This window comes from Jiangella asiatica, assembly GCF_004349065.1.
GTDB classification, from domain to species: domain Bacteria; phylum Actinomycetota; class Actinomycetes; order Jiangellales; family Jiangellaceae; genus Jiangella; species Jiangella asiatica.
Map to the genome: position 1 here is coordinate 37,369 of NZ_SMKZ01000036.1, position 17,644 is coordinate 55,012.

A 17,644-nucleotide genomic window follows, 5' to 3' on the forward strand; every position below is an offset into this window, starting at 1 on the left:
ACGTCAGGCGAGCACGCTCTTCCGGGCGGCCGGCGGGGTGGCGTCGGGCCGGCGCAGGTACAAGGGGTCGGGCGGGAGGATGTCGGCGGCCTTGTCGACGACGACGGCGGCGAGGTCGGCCGCGGCGGGGTACTCCGGCTCCAGCGCCGGCCCGAACGCCTCCGGGTACAGCCGCGCCCCGGCGCCGGCGGCGGGCAGCACGGCCCCGAGCTCAGCGGCGATCGCGGTGGCGGGCCCGACCTCCGGGCCGACCGTGCGCGTGCCGGACGCGTCGTACGCGGCCCAGTACACCTCGCGGCGACGGGCGTCGGTGGCGACGACGAACGGCCCGGCCGGCGACTCTGCCGCTACGGCGCCGTGGGCGACGACGTCCAGGCCGCAGACCCCGCGCACCGGGATGTCCAGGACCGCGCCCATCGTGCGGGCGGCGGCAAGGCCGACCCGCAGCCCGGTGAACGGGCCCGGCCCGACCCCGACGGCGATCTCGGTGAGGTCGCCGCGGGCGGCCCCTGCGTCCCGCAGCACCGACGTGACCAGCGGCATCAGCAGCTCGGTGTGACGGCGCGGGTCGACCGTGGTCGCGTGCGCGAGCACCCGCCCGCCGTCGTGCAGCGCGACGGTCACCGCGGGCGTCGACGTGTCCATGGCCAGCAACAGCACCCGCCTACCCTACGTCGCCCCCGTCGCCGGTGAACGACCCGGACCGCTAGCACGGGTTACGTGCAGCGCGTATCCTGTGCTGGGAGGCGACGATGACGAACCTGACTCTGAAGATCGACGACGATCTCCTGCGGCTCGCGCGAATTCGCGCCTTGGAACGGGGCACCTCGGTCAATGCCGTGATCCGGCAACGCCTCGAGGAGTTCGTGGGCGACGATCCCCGCGCGGAGAGCCTGCGGCGGTTCGTCGACCTGGCGAGCACGTCGCACTCCGGGAGCGGCGAGGACGGGCGGACGTGGCGGCGAGACGACCTCTATGACCGGTGACCTGCCGGCGGCGCTCGCGGGCCCGGGCCGCATCTTCATCGACACCAACATCCTCGTGTACAGCTACGACCACGATGAGCCGCGGAAGCAGCGGGCGGCGACTCAGACGCTGCTCGCGATCGGTGGCGAGCGAGCGGTGCTGAGCGCCCAGGTACTGAACGAGTTCTACATCACGGTCACCCGCAAGCTGAAGCGGCCGCTCGACGGGTTCCGCGCCCGGGAGGCGATCGACGTACTCGGCCAGCTCGACGTCGTCCCGATCGACGCCGGCCTCGTCGCGGCCGCAGTGGTCCGGTCGCAGCAATCGCAGCTCTCGTTGTGGGACTCCCTCGTCGTGGAAGCGGCCAGGCGAGCCAGGTGCGGAGTCCTGCTGACCGAGGACCTGAACGCAGGTGCTGTGTTCGGCGGCGTGCGAGTGGTCGACCCGTTCGCCTGACCGCCGTGAGAGTCAGCCGTCGACGACGATGCCGAGCTGGCCGAGGATGGCCGCGGCCTGGCTCGCGCTGATCGTGGCGCCGGAGAGCAGGTGGGCGTCCTGGAACGCGAAGTCGCCGAGGTCGGCGCCACGCAGGTCCGCGCCGTCCAGCTCGGCGGCGCGCAGCAGCACGCCGCGCAGGCGGGAGTCGGTCCACACGGTGTCACGCAGGTCGGCGCCGGACAGGACGGCGTCGTCGAGGCGCAGCCCGTCGAGCTCCTGCCCGCGCAGGCTGATGCCGTTCAGGCCGGCCAGCATGAGGTTGCAGCGCCGGAACGTGCAGCCCAGGCCGCGGGACTCGTCGAACCGGGCGCCCACCAGGCGGCACCCGGTGAACGCGGTTCCGGCGATCATGGTGCCGCGCCACGTCGTGTTGGCGAGATCGACGCCGGTGAACGTGGCGTCGGAGACGTCGCCGGAGGAGAAGTCGGCGCGGGCGGCCGAGCCGCCGGTGAACGTGGCGCCGTCGAGCACCGCGCGGCGCAGGTTGGCACCGTCGAGCGTGCACGCCTCGAACGTCGCGCTCAGCAGGGACGCCCGGGACAGATCCGCCTCGGTGAGGTCGCAGCGCCGGAACACCCGCGGCTGCGGTGCCGGCGACTCCAGCAGGTTGGACAGGTCCTGGCCGGTGAGGTCGGCGTCGACCAGCTCACCGCCGGCGGCCAGCCGCTCCGCGACGGCGTCGTCGCTCATCGGCGCACCACCGCCGCCAGCTCGCGCTCATCCCAGCGGCCGCCGACGGGCGTGACCCGCACGTGGCGCACCTCGCCCTCGTCGGCGTCGTGGGGGCGGTCGATGTGGATCTCCAGGCGGTCGCCGGCCAGCCCTTCGGCCACGCCCTCGCCCCACTCGACGAGCGTCACGGCCTCGTCGAGCGTGGCCTCGAGGTCGATGTCCTCCAGCTCGTCCCAGCCGCCGAGCCGGTACGCGTCGACATGCACCAGCGGCGGCCCGCCCACCAGCGACGGGTGCACGCGGGCGATGACGAACGTCGGCGACGTGACCGGGCCGCGCACGCGAAGGCCCGCGCCGACGCCCTGCGCCAGCGTCGTCTTGCCGGCGCCGAGGTCGCCGCCGAGCAGCACGAGGTCGCCGGCGCGCAGCAAGCCCGCGAGCCGTTCGCCCAGCGCCGTCATGGTGTCCGCGTCCGGGACGTCGAGGTGGATCACCGGGTTCCCTTCCCACGTTTCGGCAGCTTCGCGGCGCTCGTCGCCCGCCTGACGGCCGCGATCCGGGTGCTGGTGCGCCACGGCCGGCTCCTGCCGCGGCCGGCGCGAGCGACCCGCTCGACGAGGTCGCGCAGACCCTGGGTGACCAGCTCGTTTCGTTCCAGCAGCACCATGTGGCCGGCGTCGGTGGCCTCGATGTACTCGACGTCGGCCAGCGCCTCGGCCAGCTCACGGCCGTGCCGGACCGGCGTCATCTGGTCGTGCTCGGCGGCCACGACGAGCACCGGCGCCCTGGACAGCACCGGGACCGCGCCGGCGGCGTCGAGCTCGCCGAACAGCGGGTAGAACCTCGCCACGACGTCGAAGGGCACGGCGGCGTTCATCATCGCGGTGAACTCGACCAGTCGCGGCGAGCCGCCCTCGGCGAACGCGTACCGCCGGGTCAGCACGTAGGCGAGGTCGCTGCCCATGCGCCGGCCCCGCTCGACCAGCTCGGGCCGGCGGGCCAGGACGGTGACCGCTCCCGGCGCCGCCCGGCCGGCGAGCTTGCCGAGATACCCGGGCAGCCCGAGACCGGACACGTCGAGGCGCTGTCCGCTGGTGGCGATGAGCGCGACGCCGACGATGCGGTCGCCGAACAGCTCCGACCGGGCCTCGGCCAGCGCCTGGAGGGTCATGCCGCCCATCGAGTGGCCGACCAGGATCACCGGCCCGGCCGGCGCGACGGCGTCGACGACCTGGCCGAGGTCGGTGCCCAGCCGGTGGAACGACAGCTCGGCGTCCTCCGGCAGCGCGGCGGAGCGGCCGTGGCCGCGTTGGTCCCAGAAGACCAGCCGGGCGGTGCCGCGCAGGTCGCGACGCTGGAAGTGCCAGGCGTCCTGGGTGAGTGCGAAGCCGTGACAGAAGACCAGGGTGAGGTCGGTGTCGCCGTCGGCGGGCTCGTCGACTTCGACGTGCAAGTCGACGCCGTCGTCGGTCGTCACCACCCGCGGCTCGCCTCGCAGCGTGCCGAACGGCTCGGTGGCGTGCGGGTCGTCCTTCTTCAGCGACCGGCCCATGACGTAGCGTTCGGCGGCGAACCCGACGGCCGCGCCCGCGGTGGCCACGCCCAGCCAGGTGCCGATGAGCCCGGCGGTCCGGCCAGCGGCGACGAGCTTGCTCACCGCGGCTCCGCGAGGGCGGCGTCGACGTACACGCGCGGCAGCCGCGGCGCGAACCGGGTGACGATCTCGTAGGAAATGGTGCCACAGGCCTCGGCCCAGTCCTGCGCGGACGGCTCACCGGCCGCCGGGTCGCCGAACAGGACGACCTCGTCGCCGGCGCTGACGTCGTCGTCGCGGAGGTCGACCACGAACTGGTCCATGCACACCCGGCCGGCGATGCGTCGCGTGACGCCGGCCACCAGTACCGGAGCACCGGGGCCGGCCGAGCCGCCCGAGCCGTGCCGGGGCACCCCGTCGGCGTAGCCAAGCGGCACCAGGCCCAGCGTGGACTCGCGGTCGGTGACGTAGAGGTGGCCGTAGGACACCCCATGCCCGGCCGGCACCCGCTTCACCAGCGCCAGCCTGGCCCGCACCGACATGGCCGGCCGCAGCCCCACGTCGGCCGGCGACACCACCGCCGGCATCGGCGACAGCCCGTACGCGGCCAGGCCGACCCGGACGAGATCGAGGTGGGAGTCGGGCATGGTGAGCGTCGCCGCGGAGTTGGCCAGGTGCACGACCTCGGGCCGGGCGCCGTGCCGCCTGGCCTGCGCCACCGCCTCGAGGAACACCGCCAGCTGGCTGTCGTTGGCCGGATGCTCCGGCTCGTCGGCGCAGGCCAGATGCGACCACAGGCCGACGACCTCGACCAGCCCTTCGGCCTGGGCCTTCAGCGCCGTGTCCACCAGCTCCGGCCAGCCGCTCACCGGCACTCCGGAGCGGCCGAGCCCGGTGTCGACCTTGAGGTGCAGCCGCGCGACCCGGCCGGTGTCGCGCGCGGCGGCGGCGATCTCGGCGACCGCCCACGGCGCGGACGCGGACACATCGACGTCCGCGGCCAGCGCGTCGGCCCACCGCTCTCCGGGCGAGCTCAGCCACGCCATCAGCCGGCCGGTGACCCCGGCCGCACGCAGCGTCAGCGCCTCGGCCAGCACCGCGGTGCCCAGCCAGGTGGCCCCGCCGGCCTGGGCCGCGCGGGCCGCGGGCACCAGGCCGTGGCCGTACGCGTCCGCCTTCACCACCATCATGACCTCGGCCCGGCCGACACGGACCGAGAGCTCCGCCACGTTGTCGCGGATGGCGGCGAGGTCGACCCGCACCTGCGCGTGCGGCACGGGCCCTCGGCCGTACTCGTCGGTGACCACGGCACCGATTGTGTCAGCCGGTGCCGACAGGGGCGGCCACCCCTCGCAGCGCGCCGTCCGCCGACCGTGGTCCCCGCGACGCGCTGTGCAGTCGCGAACCCTGTCCCGCGGGGGAATCCGGCGGCCGACAGACGAGGTGAGCCCGGCGTCACCCCTGCGCGGTGTCCGCCTGGCGCAGGGAGCCGAGCACGGCAGGCAGCTGCTGGAGGACGTCGCCGGCGCTCGGGTAGCCGCCCGCCGCGGCCGCCCGCTGGCCGGCCAGCCCGTGCACATAGGCCGCCACACTGCCGGCGTCCAGCGGCTCCAGCCCCGCGGCCAGCAGCGATCCGGCGAGCCCGGCGAGCACGTCGCCGGTGCCCGCGGCCGCCAGCGCCGACGTGCCGGTGGAGTTGACCCGGACCCGCCCGTCGGGTGCCACCACGAGCGTCGTCGTCCCCTTGAGCAGGACCGTGGCGTTCCAGCGTCCAGCGGCGGCGCGGGCATGATGCAGCCGGCGCGCCTCGATCTCCGCCCGCTCGACGCCGAGTAGCCGGGCCAACTCGCCCGCGTGCGGGGTCAGCAAGGCGGGCCCGGCGAACCGGTCCGGCAGCGACCGCAGCCCGTCGGCGTCGACCAGGACCGGCAGCCCTGCCCCGACCGCGGCGGCGACATCGGCACCGCGGCCGTCGCCGAGCCCGGAGCCGACGGTCCACGCCTGCACCCGCCCGACCTCCGCGACCGACGGCCCGGCGATCGTCTCCGGCCAGCGAGAACGCACCGTCGCGGCGACGGCGTCCGGCCCGGCGTAGCGGACCATACCGGCGCCACCGCGCAGCGCACCGCCGACAGCCAGCAGCGCCGCGCCCGGGTACTGCCCGGACCCGGCCAGCACCCCGACGACCCCTCGCGAGTACTTGTCCGACTCGCGGCCCGGCTCCGGGAGCAGCGCGGCGACGTCGGCGTCCTCGAGCACCGTCGTGCGCGGCCCCGGCAGGTACGGCGCCAGTCCGATGTCGACGGCGTGGACGGCGCCCGCCGCGGCCGCCGCGGGGTCGACCACGAGCGCCGTCTTCCCGGTGCCGAAGGTCACGGTGACGTCGGCGACGACGTGCGCGCCGGGTGCCTCGCCGGTGTCGGGGTCGACACCGCTGGGCAGGTCGACCGCGATGATCAGGCCGGCATCGGCCCGGGCCCGGGCGGCCAGCTCAGCGGCGTCGTCGGACAGGCCGCCACGCCCGCCGATGCCGAGGATGCCGTCGAGGACCAGGTCGGCCCGGGCCAGCGCGGCACCGGCGCGGACGTCGTCGCCGGCGGTCACCCGGCCTCCGGCGTCGCGGAAGGCCGCCAGACCCTCGGGGTGCGCGCGGTCCGGACGCAACAGGACGGCGTCGACGCTGGCACCGCGGCCGGCCAGGCGGGCGCCGGCCCACAGCGCGTCGCCGCCGTTGTTGCCGCCGCCGGCCAGCACGACGACGCGGGCACCGTACGGCCCACCGAGGATGCGGGCGCAGGTGGAGACCAGCCCGGCCACCGCGCGTTGCATGAGCGCGCCCGGCGGCAGCGTCGCCATCAGGGCGTCCTCCGCGGCCCGGATCTCCTCGACGGTGTGGACGGTCCTCACACCGGATCTCCTTCCAGCACGACCATGGCCGACGCGACCCCGGCGTCGTGCGACAGCGACAGGTGGAGCGTCCGGACCCCCAGCGCGTCGCACCGCTTGCGGACCGAGCCGCGCACCTCGAACCAGGGACGTCCGTCGTCATCGCTGACCACCTCGGCGTCCTGCCAGAGCAGGCCCTCGGGCGCGCCGAGCGCCTTGGCCAGCGCCTCCTTCGCGGCGAACCGGGCCGCCTGAGACGCGATCGACCGGGCCCGCTCGCCGGGCGTGAAGACGCGCTCGGCGAACGCCGGCGTCCGTTCCAGCGTCTCTGCGAACCGCCGGATGTCGACGACGTCGATTCCCACGCCCACGATCACCCGCACCACCCTAGACTGACTGTGACCACGTGGTTCCGCATGCCGATACGGCACGCTCGACCTAGACTCCGCGTATGGGCGAATTGACTCTCGTGGGCGGAATGGCCGGCGAGCACGTCGTCCTGCGACCGGTGAGCGCCGACGACGTCCCGGTCCTGCTGCACATCATCAGCACCCCCGAGGTCAAGCAGTGGTGGGACGCCGCCGACCTCGACGCCGGCTGGCCGCTGTCCGACGGCTCCGCCTCGACCCGCTTCACCATCCTGGCCGGTCGGCGCATCGCCGGGCTCATCCAGTACTGGGAAAACGACGACCCCCGTGACCGGCACGCGGGCCTGGAGATCTTCCTCGACCCCGACCTGCACGGGCGCGGGCTGGGCCGCGACGCCGTCCGGACGCTCGCCCGGCACCTGTTCGGCGAGCGCGGTCATCACCGCATCGTCATCGACCCGGCCGCCACCAACGAGGTGGCCATCCGCTGCTGCGCGGCGGTCGGCTTCCGCCCGGTCGGCATGATGCACCGGCGCGAGCGGCACACCAACAGCGTCCGCGACGGCCTGGTCATGGACCTGCTGTCGTCGGAGTTCGGCTGAGCGTGGAGCTCGCCGACGTGGTGACGGCCGCCGTCGCGGTCGCGCACGTCGGGCTGGCCGCGGCGTGGCTGGGCTCCATGCTCTACGGCCTGCTCATCGTCCAGCCGCGGCTGGCCCGCCTGCTGTCGGCGGACGACGAGCTCCTGGAGGAACTGCTCACCCGGCTCGGCGCCGGCAACCGGCGGCCGGTGCTCGCCATCATCGTGGGACTGCTGGTCACCGCGCCGCTGCTGGCGGTGGCGGTGGATGCCGACGGAGCCCAGGTCGCGCTGCTGGCGGCGGACGGGGCGCTGGTGCTGGCCGCGGGCGGCACGTTCGCCCGAGTGTCGTGGCGGCTGTGGCCGCGCCGCGTGTTCGCCCTGCCGTCCGAACGCCCAGCACACCGTGCGGCTCTGCGCCGCCACGCCCTGTTCATGGTCGCGCTCGTAGGCGGCGCCTTCACCGCCGCCGTAACCGCCCTGGCCATCAGCTGACCCATCGCCCACCAGAACGGCATCGACGGCGACCCGCACCCGCCCAGCAAGGACGACGGGCACGCGGCCGCCCGGGCTGGGTGATGCCGGCCAGGGTTCGGTCGGGCATCGGAGGCGAGGAACGAGCCGACGCGGGCGCGGCGGCGGCTGGCGCTGCTCGACAGGGTTCGGTCGGGCATCGGAGGCGAGGAACGAGCCGACGCGGGCGAGGCGAGCAGCGCCAGCCGCCGCCCGCCCACAGCACCCCAGCGGCCCTACTCCACCGTGACGCTCTTGGCCAGGTTGCGCGGCTGGTCGACGTCGAAGCCGCGAGCACTCGCCATTTCGCAGGCGAACACCTGAAGGGGCACCGTCGACACCACCGGCTGCAGCAGCACCGGGCACTCCGGCACCCGGATCAGGTGGTCGGCGTACGGCACGACGTCCTCGTCGCCTTCCTCGGCGACGACGATGGTGCGTGCGCCGCGAGCGCGGACCTCCTGGATGTTGCTGACGATCTTGTCGTGGAGCACGGACCGGCCCTTCGGCGACGGCACGACGACGATGATCGGCACGTTCTCCTCGACCAGGGCTATCGGGCCGTGCTTGAGCTCGCCGGCGGCGAAACCCTCGGCGTGCATGTACGCGAGCTCTTTGAGCTTGAGCGCGCCCTCGAGCGCGACCGGGTATCCGACGTGGCGGCCGAGGAACAGCACGGACGTGGCGGAGGCGAGGTTGCGGGCGAGTTCGCGGACCGGCTCCATGGTCTCCAGGACGACGTCGACCTTGGCCGGCAGGTCGGACAGGTCGCGCACGACGGAGCGGATCTCGTCGCCCCACTTGGTGCCGCGGACCTGGCCGAGGTAGAGGCCGACGAGGAAGCAGGCGATCATCTGGGTGAGGAACGCCTTGGTGGAGGCGACCGCGACCTCGGGGCCGGCGTGCGTGTAGAGCACGGCGTCGGACTCACGCGGGATGGTGGCGCCGTTGGTGTTGCAGATGGCCAGCACCCGCGCGCCCTGCTCGCGGGCGTAGCGCAGCGCCATCAGGGTGTCCATGGTCTCGCCGGACTGGCTGATGGCGATGACCAGGGTCTGCCGGTCGACGACGGGGTCGCGGTAGCGGAACTCGCTGGCGAGCTCCACCTCGCAGGGCAGCCGGGTCCAGTGCTCGATGGCGTACTTGGCCACCATGCCCGCGTGGTAGGCGGTGCCGCAGGCGACCACGACGACCTTGTCGACCTCGCGCAGCTCGTCGTCGGAGAGCCGCATCTCGTCCAGCGACAGCAGGCCGTCGTTGCCGACGCGGCCCAGCAGGGTGTTGGCGACCGCCTTGGGCTGCTCCGCGATCTCCTTGAGCATGAAGTAGTCGTAGCCGTCCTTCTCAGCGGCCGAGGCGTCCCAGTCGACGTGGTAGCGCTTCTCCTCGACGACGGCGCCGTAGAAGTCGGTGAGCGTGACGTCGTCTGGCGTGATCTCGACGACCTGGCCTTCGCCGATCTCCAGGGCCTCGCGGGTGTGCGCGATGAAGGCGGAGACGTCGGAGGCGAGGAAGTTCTCGCCCTCGCCGAGGCCGACGACGAGCGGGGAGTTGCGCCGTGCCGCGACCACGCGTTCAGGAGCGTCGGCGTGGACGGCGAGGAGCGTGAACGCGCCGTCGAGCCGCCGGCACACGGCGCGCATCGCCTCGACGAGCTCCGAGCCGGCGGCCACCTCCGCGGCGAGCAGGTGGGCGACCACCTCGGTGTCGGTCTCGGAGGTGAACCGGACACCGGCCTCCTCGAGCTCGGCGCGCAGCCGGGCGAAGTTCTCGATGATGCCGTTGTGGATGACCGCGACCTGACCGGACTCGTCCAGGTGCGGGTGGGCGTTGCGGTCGGTGGGCGAGCCGTGCGTGGCCCAGCGGGTGTGCCCGAGCCCGGTGCCGGACGTGGGCAGCGGCTGCTCCTCGAGCGCCTTCTCGAGGTTGACCAGCTTGCCGGCCCGCTTCACCGAGGCCAGCGCGCCGTCGGCGACGACCGCTACGCCGGCGGAGTCATAGCCGCGATACTCCAACCGACGCAGCCCTTCGACGACGACGTCGAGCGCTGACCGGTGTCCTGCGTATCCCACGATGCCACACACGGCGGTCAGCGTAACCGCACCAGACCCCGAATGACGCATCGCCCGGACAAGTCGGCCAGAATGAGGCCATCATGGCTGTTGTCCACGACTCCTCGCCGTTCGTCGACCTGTCCCGCGCCGACTGGGCCCGGCTGCGTGACGAGACCCCGCTGTCGTTGACGGCGGCGGAGCTGGAGGAACTCCGCGGCCTCGGCGACTTCGTCGACCTGGACGAGGTGCGCGATGTCTACCTCCCGCTGTCCCGGCTGCTCAACCTGCGCCATCGCGCCGCCGTGCGACTACACGAGGCCACCACGACCTTCCTGGGCGGCTTCGCCGAGCGGACCCCGTTCGTCATCGGGATCGCCGGCTCGGTCGCCGTCGGGAAGTCGACGACGGCGCGCCTGCTGCGGCTGTTGCTCGCCCGCTGGGCCGAGCACCCGCGGGTGTCGCTCGTCACCACCGACGGCTTCCTGCTGCCCAACGCCGAGCTGGAGCGGCGCGGCCTGATGCAGCGCAAGGGCTTTCCGGAGTCCTACGACCGCCGGGCGCTGCTGCGGTTCGTCTCCGCGGTGAAGTCCGGCGAGCAGGTCGTGACGGCGCCGGTGTACTCGCACCTGACGTACGACATCGTCCCCGGTGCGCAGATCACCGTCGAGAGCCCCGACATCCTCCTGATCGAAGGGCTCAACGTGCTGCAGCCTGCCCGGGCCCGCCCGGACGGCGTCGCCGGCCTCGCGGTCAGCGACTTCTTCGACTTCTCCATCTACGTCGACGCCTCGGCCAAGGACGTGCGCCGCTGGTACGTCGAGCGTTTCCTGCGGCTGCGCGAGACGGCCTTCCAACGGCCGGAGTCGTACTTCCGCCGCTACGGCGACCTCGACCACGACGCCGCGGTCAAGCAGGCCGAGCAGCTCTGGGACACCATCAACGGGCCCAACCTGGCGCAGAACATCCTGCCGACACGCGGCCGTGCCACCCTCAGCCTCGGCAAGGGCCCGGACCACTCCGTGCAGCGCATCCGCCTCCGCAAGATCTGAATGTGATCGGGCACGACGCCGGCTGAGAGCGGGCGGTCAGAGCGTGCGCTGGTACCCGGCGGACCATCCGGCGACTCGGTACCCGAGCGTCTCGTTGATGGCGATCATGTGGCCGTTGGAATCGGCGTTCCACGTCCAGATCGACTTGATGCCCGGCCGGTCCGCGAGCACCTCCCGTAGGTTGGCCGCCTTGACCAGCAGACCGAGCCGATGACCCCGGTGCGCCGGGTCGACGATGGTGGTGTCCTGGAAGCCGGTTTCGTCGCTGTCGGCGGAGAGCCCGATGATGGTCAGCCCGGCCATGGTGCCGTCGGCCGCGAACGCCGCAGCGTTCCAGGAGCTTCGTCGCATCCGTTCGCGGCGAGCCTCGCCGGTGCGGACCCGTGCCTCGTCCCACACCTCGACCTCGTACTCCAGCTCACCCAGCGGCGGGTCGGTGCTCATGCGAGCCTGTAGGCGCGCGTACTCGTCGAGGTACTCGGCGGGGACGGCGTCGCGCCAGGTGGCGATGCGGTAGTCGGTGGCGTGCGGCCGGGCCGCCTCCTCGGCCGCAGCGATGCCCTCGAGGTCGAACGGGGGCCGTTGCACGCGCGCGATCTCGGTGATGCGGCGCGTGAAGCCGTTCTTCTCGGCGAAGGCGGTGCCGGTGGATTCGGTGGTGTCGACCGGGCCTTCGAGGTATGTGAGCAGGCTGGTGCGACCGGCGGACTCGGCGGCGCTCTCGAGTTCGCGCAGCAGCGCCGTGCCGATGCCGCGGCGCCGGTGCTCCGGACGGACGTAGACCTCCGGCTCGCCGAGGCTGAGGTTGTCGCGCAGCGGAAGCCCCAGGAGCGCGGCGCCGACGGCCTTGCCGTCGTCCTCGGCCAGCCAGAGCAGCGCGTCGTGCTGGTCGGAACCCTCGTAGATGACCTTCAGCTCGTGTTCGAGCCAGCGCGGGCCGTCCGGGTAGTCGGCGTCCCAGGCCGCGACGTACACGTCGTACCACCCGGCGAAGGCGTCGTCCTGGGCGTTGATCGGTCGGATCTCCACCGGACGAGCGTCCTCGGTCGCGACGCGGGTACGCAACAGGTTTTCCGGCCGTCCGGCGCCGTGCCTACAGCTCTTGACGCCCGCGCCGACAGGCCTGTTTCCCACGCGCTCTTGCCGTCGTGCCGTCCTGCGGGGCTCGCGCACGCTGAACGTGATCATTCGAGATGATCACGTTCAGCAGGATCACCCGAGCCTCACCATGATTGCGAGCATGGTGCGACACGAGATCTCGTGCTGAACGTGATCATTCGAGGCCACGCGCACCTACGGAAGCTGCCGAAGATCCTCATTCGGGGAGGGTCATAGGGCGAGCTCGGCTTGCACGGTGGCGGCCAGACGGCGGGCGACGGAGTCGGCCTGCTCGGCGGTGGGGGCCTCGACCATCACCCGGACCACCGGCTCGGTGCCGGAGGGACGCAGCAGGACACGGCCGGTGTCGCCCAGCTCGGCCTCGGCCTCGGCGACGGCGACGCGGACGCCCTCGTCGACGGTCACCCGGCCCTTGTCGACGCCCTTGACGTTGATGAGGACCTGCGGGAGCCGCTGCATGACGGCGGCCAGCTCGCCCAGCGATCGGCCGGACGAGGCGACCTGGGCGAGCAGGTGCACCGCGGTCAGCACGCCGTCGCCGGTGGTGGCGTGGTCGAGCATGACGACGTGGCCGGACTGCTCGCCGCCCAGGGAGTAGCCGCCGGCCTTCATCGCCTCCAGGACGTAACGGTCGCCGACGGCGGTGTCGATGACCTCGATGCCCGCCGCGCGCATGCCCAGCCGGAAGCCCTCGTTGGACATGACCGTGGCCACGACGCAGTCGCGGCGCAGCGTGCCCTTCTCGCGCATCGCCAGCGCGAGGATCGCCAGGATCTGGTCGCCGTCGACCACCTCACCGGTGGCATCGACGGCCAGGCAGCGGTCGGCGTCGCCGTCGTGGGCGATGCCGAGGTCCGCGCCCGCGGCGACCACCTCGGCGGCCACCACGTCGAGGTGGGTGGAGCCGCAGTTGTGGTTGATGTTGAGCCCGTCGGGCTCGGCACAGACGGCGGTGACGTCAGCGCCCAGCCGGCGCAGCGCCTCCGGTGCGGCGCGGTAGGCCGCGCCGTGCGCACAGTCGACGACGACGCGCAGACCCTCGAGCCGAGCCGGCGCGGTGCCGACGATGTGCGAGATGTAAGTCTCCAGGCCCTCCGGGTGCTCGCGGACCCGGCCGACGTCGGCGCCGGTGGGGCGGCTCCAGGGCTCGCGCAGCCGCGCCTCGATGGCGTCCTCGATGGCGTCCTCGAGCTTCTGCCCGCCCTTGGCGAAGAACTTGATGCCGTTGTCGGGCATCGGGTTGTGGCTGGCCGACAGCATGACGCCGAGGTCGGCGTCGAGCATGCCGGTCAGGAACGCCACCGCGGGGGTGGGCAGCACGCCCACCTTCAGCACGTCGGCGCCGGCGCTGGCCAGGCCCGCCACGACGGCCGCCTCCAGGAACTCGCCGGAGGCGCGAGGGTCGCGGCCGACCACCGCCACCGGGCGGCCGTTGCCGAACGCGCCGGTCTCACCCAGGACGTGCGCGGCCGCGACGGAGAGGTCGAGTGCCAGCTCGGCGGTGAGGTCGGAGTTGGCCAGGCCGCGAACGCCATCGGTGCCGAAGAGACGGGCCACGGAGTGTGCTCCTTGCAGAGAGAACGGTGAGGAACGCCAACGGCCCCGGAGCCGTGCAACCCCCGGGGCCGTTGACGTGTCGCGCGGGATGCGCGGATCAGCGCTTGCTGTACTGCGGAGCCTTGCGAGCCTTCTTCAGCCCGGCCTTCTTGCGCTCGGTGACCCGGGCGTCGCGGGTGAGGAAGCCGGCCTTCTTCAGCGCCGGACGGTTGTTCTCGGCGTCGGCGGCGTTGAGGGCCCGGGCGATGCCCAGCCGCAGCGCGCCGGCCTGGCCGCTGACGCCGCCGCCGTCGATGCGGGCGACGATGTCGTAGCGGTCGGACAGCTCCAGCTCGACCAGCGGCGAGCTGACCAGCTGCTGGTGCACCTTGTTCGGGAAGTACGCCTCGAGCGTGCGGCCGTTGATGGTCCAGTTGCCACTGCCCGGTGCGATCCGGACGCGGGCGATGGCCTGCTTGCGCCGACCGGTGGCGGCCGCGGGCTCGATGGCCGAGTTGCGCGACGGCGCGGACTCGGACGTGTAGCTCTGCGGGGTCTCTTCGGTGTCGACCTCGTCGACGGTGGTCTCAGTCATGTCCTCACTCACTGCGCGACCTGGCCGATCTCGAACGGCACGGGCTGCTGGGCCTGGTGCGGGTGCTCCGGGCCCGCGTACACCTTCAGCTTGGTCAGCATCTGCCGGCCCAGGCTGTTGTGGGGGAGCATCCCCTTGACGGCCTTCTCGATGGCCCGGCGCGGGTTCTTCTCGAGCAGGTCCTGGTAGGAGGTGGAGCGCAGGCCGCCGGGCCGGCCAGAGTGCCGGTAGTCGACCTTCTGCTCGCGCTTGTTGCCGGTGAGCGCGACCTTCTCGGCGTTCACCACGATGACGAAGTCACCGGTGTCGACGTGCGGGGCGTAGACGGGCTTGTGCTTGCCGCGCAGCAGGGTCGCGGTCTGGCTGGCGAGCCTGCCGAGGACGATGTCGGTGGCATCGATGACATGCCACTGGCGCTGGACATCGCCGGGCTTGGGGCTGTACGTGCGCACGGTCGTAGGCCTTCGCTTGGTCGAGAGAATGAATCTGGTCAGTGGCTGGCGTGCCGCGCTCCGGTACGCACAACGACACGACAGAATACCTGGGCGGCCGCCACATGGTCAAAACGTCGGGAAACCCGCCGAGCGCCGGTCAGCCGTACGCACCATCTCATACTGCGCCAGCTCCTCGCGAACCCAGCCGGTCGCGGCGAAGAACTCCGCGCCGGCAGCCTCCGGGACCACCGGCGTCACCGTCCAGCTCCGTCCAGGCAGAGCGTCGCGCAACCCGGCAAGCAGCGCTCGTGCATGTCCCTGGCGCCGCCGCGACGGCGCCGTGTGGACGGCGGTCAGCGCCGCGGTGGTCTCACCGACGGTGACCAGCGCCGATGCCGGGCCCAACGCGTACGCCCGGCGCGGCGGCACGGCGGCGGCCAGCGTCTCCGGCGCCAGCTGCCACGGCGGCTCGTCGGCTCCGGCCAGGCCGGCGGCCACGTCGCGCGCGAATCGGACCGGGTCGATCTCCACCGGGCCTGACTGTGCCGGCCGGCCGTCCGCCCGCGCGTCGCCCTCCCACCGGTAACCCACCAGCCTCCGGGTGATCTGGAACCCGAGCCGCTCGTACAGTCGCACCGCCGCCGCGTTGCCGGCGATGACCTCGAGCGTCACCCTGGTCGCACCGGCCCGCGCGCACCGGGCGAGCGCCCGCTCCATGAGCGCCCGGCCCACGCCGCGCCCGCGGTACGCCGGTGCGCAGCCGAAGCCGCCGATGCGCGCCGTCGTCCCCCCGCCGGGTGACCAGGCAGATGCCGGCGAGCTCGTCGCCGTCGAGGTACACCTCGCTGAGGTATCGGTCGAGGTGCTCGGCACCGAAGCGCCGCTCGAAGGCCGGCCCGTCCAGGACGACCGGCACGACGTACCCCTCGAACGACCGCGTCATCGCCTCGGCGGCCTGGTCCGCGGTGAGGGTGGCGACCGGCCGCGCCGTCAGCGCGCCGGCCTGGGTGTGTACGACGGAGGTGGCATCGGGCATGACGACGATTCTGCCCCGCGACCGGTCCGCGGCCTCGCGCGTGCTGCGGTAGCTTGGCCACCAGGACGCCAGCGCGGCTCGTGGGGGCGCTCATGACCACAAACGAGGCACGAGCACGGGGCCGGGCCGCCTTCGACGGGCAGGCCTGGGCGGACGCGTACGCCCAGCTCTCCGCCGCCGATGCCCGCTCGCCGCTCTCCCCCGACGATCTCGAGCTCCTGGCGATGGCCGCCTACCTGTTCGGCAGGGACGACGAGTGCACCACCGCGTTGGACCGCGCTCACCACGAGCTGCTGCGGCTCGGCCGTACCGCGGCGGCGGTCCGGTGCACGTTCTGGCTGGCGACGTTACTGCTGAGCAGCGGCGACGTAGCGCGCGGCGGCGGCTGGCTGGCCCGCGGCGAACGCCTCCTCGACGAGTGCGGCCGCGACCGTCCCGAGAGCGGCTACCTGCTGACCGTGCGTGCCCGGCAGGCGCTGGATGGCGGCGAACCGGCGATGTCGGCGACGATGTTCGCCGAGGCGGTCGCGGTCGGCGAGCGGCACCACGACCTCGGGCTCACGACGCTCGGCCGGATGGGCCAGGGCCGGGCGCTGGTGGAGCTGGGCAAGGTCATCGAGGGCCTGGCTCTGCTGGACGACGCGATGGTGACGGTGACCGCGGGCGAGGTCGACCCCGTCGTCACCGGCATGGTCTACTGCGCCGTGCAGGACGCCTGCGAGGTGACGTTCGACGTGCGGCGGGCCCGGGAGTGGACGGAGGCGCTGAGCCGCTGGTGCGAGTCGCAGCCAGACCTGGTGCCGTTCCGCGGCGAGTGCGAGGTCCACCGCGTCCAGGTGATGCGGCTGCAGGGCACCTGGCCGGACGCGTTGGCCGAGGCCGACCGGGCGTGCCGGCGGCTCTCGGGACAACCGGCAGCCGGTGCGGCGCTGTACGAGCAGGCCGAGCTGCACCGGCTGCGCGGCGAGGCCGGCGCCGCCGAGGACGCCTACCGGCTGGCCAGCGCCTGGGGGCAGGAACCACAGCCCGGGCTGGGACTGCTGCGGCTGGCGCAGGGACAGGTGGCCGCCGCCGTAGCCGGATTGCGCCGCGCCCTGGACGAGACGCCGAGCGTGATAGCGCGCCCGGCGCTGCTCGCGGCGCTGGTCGACGCCCTGCTGGCGGTGGGGGACCTCGCGGCGGCCCGGTCCGCGGCCACGGAGCTGGCTGATGTCACCGACGGAACCGGGATGCCGGTGCTGGCGGCGATGACGGCGTACGCGGCGGCCTCGGTCCGGCTGTCCGACGGCGACCCTGCCGGCGCGCTGGGCGCCGCCCGCGGTTCGTGGAGCGTCTGGCACGAGTTCGACGCACCCTACGAGGCCGCCCGAGCACGGGTCCTCATCGGGCTGGCCTGCCGCGACCTCGGCGATGTCGATGCCGCCAGGATGGAGCTCGACACCGCCGAGCAGACCTTCCGCCGGCTGGACGCCGTGCCCGACCTCGCGCGGCTGCGGCGCCTGATGCACGACCCTGCCTCGGCCGGTTGGTCGGGCCGGCTGACCGCGCGCGAGCTCGAGGTGCTGCGTCTGGTGGCCGCCGGCCGGACCAACCGGGCGATCGCCGCCGAGCTCTACCTGAGCGAGAAGACCGTCGCCCGGCACGTCAGCAACATCTTCGCCAAGCTGGACGTCTCGTCGCGGGCGGCCGCCACCGCGTACGCCTATGAGCACGACCTGATCCAGCACCCGGTAGCCCCGCCTCCATGATCATGTTCCCTCGCGGCGCCTGAGCGACCGCAAGGGAACATGATCATGGAGGCGGG

Annotated in this window: 20 protein-coding genes; 7 read left to right on the top strand and 13 right to left on the bottom strand. The window is 73.3% G+C overall.

Annotated features, from left to right (window positions below; translation table 11 throughout):
• Nucleotides 1-3 precede the first annotated feature (3 nt).
• Nucleotides 4-660: a tRNA (adenosine(37)-N6)-threonylcarbamoyltransferase complex dimerization subunit type 1 TsaB gene (gene tsaB / locus E1269_RS21835; protein ID WP_131898477.1), complete on the bottom strand. Its 657-nt coding sequence runs from the start codon at nucleotides 658-660 to the stop codon at nucleotides 4-6.
• 92 nt (nucleotides 661-752) lie between these two features.
• On the opposite strand from tsaB, the gene E1269_RS21840 reads away from it, so the two are divergent.
• A complete protein-coding gene (locus tag E1269_RS21840; RefSeq protein ID WP_131898479.1) occupies nucleotides 753-986 on the top strand; it encodes a hypothetical protein in 234 nt (77 codons plus the stop codon).
• A complete protein-coding gene (locus E1269_RS21845; protein WP_131898481.1) occupies nucleotides 976-1,422 on the top strand; it encodes a PIN domain-containing protein in 447 nt (148 codons plus the stop codon). Before E1269_RS21840 ends, E1269_RS21845 begins: the two co-directional genes overlap by 11 nt.
• 12 nt (nucleotides 1,423-1,434) lie before the next feature.
• Here E1269_RS21845 and E1269_RS21850 read toward each other — a convergent pair whose 3' ends face one another.
• The 6 genes from E1269_RS21850 to E1269_RS21875 all read right to left on the bottom strand — a co-directional run bounded on the left by E1269_RS21850 (nucleotide 1,435) and on the right by E1269_RS21875 (nucleotide 6,933).
• The gene (locus E1269_RS21850; RefSeq protein ID WP_131898483.1) at nucleotides 1,435-2,154 is read right to left on the bottom strand and encodes a pentapeptide repeat-containing protein; all 720 of its coding nucleotides are present in this window, start codon (nucleotides 2,152-2,154) and stop codon (nucleotides 1,435-1,437) included.
• The gene (tsaE, locus tag E1269_RS21855; RefSeq protein ID WP_239000987.1) at nucleotides 2,151-2,630 is read right to left on the bottom strand and encodes a tRNA (adenosine(37)-N6)-threonylcarbamoyltransferase complex ATPase subunit type 1 TsaE; all 480 of its coding nucleotides are present in this window, start codon (nucleotides 2,628-2,630) and stop codon (nucleotides 2,151-2,153) included. Before tsaE ends, E1269_RS21850 begins: the two co-directional genes overlap by 4 nt.
• Complete coding sequence (locus E1269_RS21860; RefSeq protein ID WP_203433962.1) at nucleotides 2,627-3,793, bottom strand: alpha/beta fold hydrolase; 1,167 nt, start codon at nucleotides 3,791-3,793, stop codon at nucleotides 2,627-2,629. The genes tsaE and E1269_RS21860 overlap by 4 nt, the downstream gene beginning before the upstream one ends.
• A complete protein-coding gene (gene alr, locus E1269_RS21865; protein ID WP_203433966.1) occupies nucleotides 3,790-4,977 on the bottom strand; it encodes an alanine racemase in 1,188 nt (395 codons plus the stop codon). Before alr ends, E1269_RS21860 begins: the two co-directional genes overlap by 4 nt.
• Before the next feature lie 148 nt (nucleotides 4,978-5,125).
• The gene (locus E1269_RS21870) at nucleotides 5,126-6,577 is read right to left on the bottom strand and encodes an NAD(P)H-hydrate dehydratase (RefSeq protein WP_131898487.1); all 1,452 of its coding nucleotides are present in this window, start codon (nucleotides 6,575-6,577) and stop codon (nucleotides 5,126-5,128) included.
• Nucleotides 6,574-6,933, bottom strand: a complete 360-nt coding sequence (locus tag E1269_RS21875) for a holo-ACP synthase (RefSeq protein ID WP_131898526.1) — start codon at nucleotides 6,931-6,933, stop codon at nucleotides 6,574-6,576. The genes E1269_RS21870 and E1269_RS21875 overlap by 4 nt, the downstream gene beginning before the upstream one ends.
• Before the next feature lie 74 nt (nucleotides 6,934-7,007).
• Here E1269_RS21875 and E1269_RS21880 point away from each other — a divergent pair, with 74 nt between their 5' ends.
• Both E1269_RS21880 and E1269_RS21885 read left to right on the top strand, forming a co-directional pair.
• Nucleotides 7,008-7,526, top strand: coding sequence for a GNAT family N-acetyltransferase (locus E1269_RS21880; protein WP_203433963.1), 519 nt, complete (start codon nucleotides 7,008-7,010; stop codon nucleotides 7,524-7,526).
• Between the two features lie 2 nt (nucleotides 7,527-7,528).
• On the top strand, nucleotides 7,529-7,999 hold the full coding sequence (locus E1269_RS21885; protein ID WP_131898489.1) for a hypothetical protein: 471 nt from the start codon (nucleotides 7,529-7,531) through the stop codon (nucleotides 7,997-7,999).
• Nucleotides 8,000-8,253: 254 nt separating this feature from the next.
• Here the strand turns inward: E1269_RS21885 and glmS are convergent, their stop codons facing one another.
• Nucleotides 8,254-10,101, bottom strand: coding sequence for a glutamine--fructose-6-phosphate transaminase (isomerizing) (gene glmS, locus E1269_RS21890; RefSeq protein ID WP_131898491.1), 1,848 nt, complete (start codon nucleotides 10,099-10,101; stop codon nucleotides 8,254-8,256).
• A gap of 71 nt (nucleotides 10,102-10,172) precedes the next feature.
• On the opposite strand from glmS, the gene coaA reads away from it, so the two are divergent.
• Nucleotides 10,173-11,120, top strand: coding sequence for a type I pantothenate kinase (coaA, locus tag E1269_RS21895; RefSeq protein WP_131898493.1), 948 nt, complete (start codon nucleotides 10,173-10,175; stop codon nucleotides 11,118-11,120).
• A gap of 36 nt (nucleotides 11,121-11,156) precedes the next feature.
• Here the strand turns inward: coaA and E1269_RS21900 are convergent, their stop codons facing one another.
• From E1269_RS21900 to E1269_RS21920, 5 genes are all read right to left on the bottom strand, one after another.
• A complete protein-coding gene (locus E1269_RS21900; RefSeq protein WP_162606561.1) occupies nucleotides 11,157-12,149 on the bottom strand; it encodes a GNAT family N-acetyltransferase in 993 nt (330 codons plus the stop codon).
• Nucleotides 12,150-12,449: 300 nt separating this feature from the next.
• Nucleotides 12,450-13,796, bottom strand: a complete 1,347-nt coding sequence (glmM, locus tag E1269_RS21905) for a phosphoglucosamine mutase (RefSeq protein WP_131898497.1) — start codon at nucleotides 13,794-13,796, stop codon at nucleotides 12,450-12,452.
• 97 nt (nucleotides 13,797-13,893) lie between these two features.
• Nucleotides 13,894-14,370, bottom strand: a complete 477-nt coding sequence (gene rpsI, locus E1269_RS21910) for a 30S ribosomal protein S9 (protein WP_131898499.1) — start codon at nucleotides 14,368-14,370, stop codon at nucleotides 13,894-13,896.
• Between the two features lie 8 nt (nucleotides 14,371-14,378).
• Nucleotides 14,379-14,822, bottom strand: coding sequence for a 50S ribosomal protein L13 (gene rplM / locus E1269_RS21915; protein ID WP_131898501.1), 444 nt, complete (start codon nucleotides 14,820-14,822; stop codon nucleotides 14,379-14,381).
• A gap of 108 nt (nucleotides 14,823-14,930) precedes the next feature.
• Nucleotides 14,931-15,536 (bottom strand): GNAT family N-acetyltransferase, encoded by a 606-nt coding sequence (locus E1269_RS21920; RefSeq protein ID WP_239000989.1) that lies wholly within the window; start codon nucleotides 15,534-15,536, stop codon nucleotides 14,931-14,933.
• Between E1269_RS21920 and E1269_RS33535 the strand changes: the two genes are divergently transcribed.
• Together E1269_RS33535 and E1269_RS33900 are read left to right on the top strand one after the other, a co-directional pair.
• Complete coding sequence (locus E1269_RS33535; protein ID WP_239000990.1) at nucleotides 15,520-15,936, top strand: hypothetical protein; 417 nt, start codon at nucleotides 15,520-15,522, stop codon at nucleotides 15,934-15,936. The two genes, E1269_RS21920 and E1269_RS33535, sit on opposite strands and share 17 nt — an antisense overlap.
• A complete protein-coding gene (locus tag E1269_RS33900; RefSeq protein WP_131898505.1) occupies nucleotides 15,933-17,588 on the top strand; it encodes a response regulator transcription factor in 1,656 nt (551 codons plus the stop codon). The genes E1269_RS33535 and E1269_RS33900 overlap by 4 nt, the downstream gene beginning before the upstream one ends.
• Nucleotides 17,589-17,644 lie beyond the last annotated feature (56 nt).

Excerpts from the sequence above, each read along its gene's own strand:
- E1269_RS21840 (WP_131898479.1), top strand. The coding sequence starts at position 753 with ATGACGAACCTGACTCTGAAGATCGACGACGATCTCCTGCGGCTCGCG.
- E1269_RS21845 (WP_131898481.1), top strand. The coding sequence starts at position 976 with ATGACCGGTGACCTGCCGGCGGCGCTCGCGGGCCCGGGCCGCATCTTC.
- E1269_RS21850 (WP_131898483.1), bottom strand. The coding sequence starts at position 2,154 with ATGAGCGACGACGCCGTCGCGGAGCGGCTGGCCGCCGGCGGTGAGCTG.
- E1269_RS21880 (WP_203433963.1), top strand. The coding sequence starts at position 7,008 with ATGGGCGAATTGACTCTCGTGGGCGGAATGGCCGGCGAGCACGTCGTC.
- coaA (WP_131898493.1), top strand. The coding sequence starts at position 10,173 with ATGGCTGTTGTCCACGACTCCTCGCCGTTCGTCGACCTGTCCCGCGCC.
- rpsI (WP_131898499.1), bottom strand. The coding sequence starts at position 14,370 with ATGACTGAGACCACCGTCGACGAGGTCGACACCGAAGAGACCCCGCAG.
- E1269_RS33535 (WP_239000990.1), top strand. The coding sequence starts at position 15,520 with ATGAGCGCCCGGCCCACGCCGCGCCCGCGGTACGCCGGTGCGCAGCCG.
- E1269_RS33900 (WP_131898505.1), top strand. The coding sequence starts at position 15,933 with ATGACCACAAACGAGGCACGAGCACGGGGCCGGGCCGCCTTCGACGGG.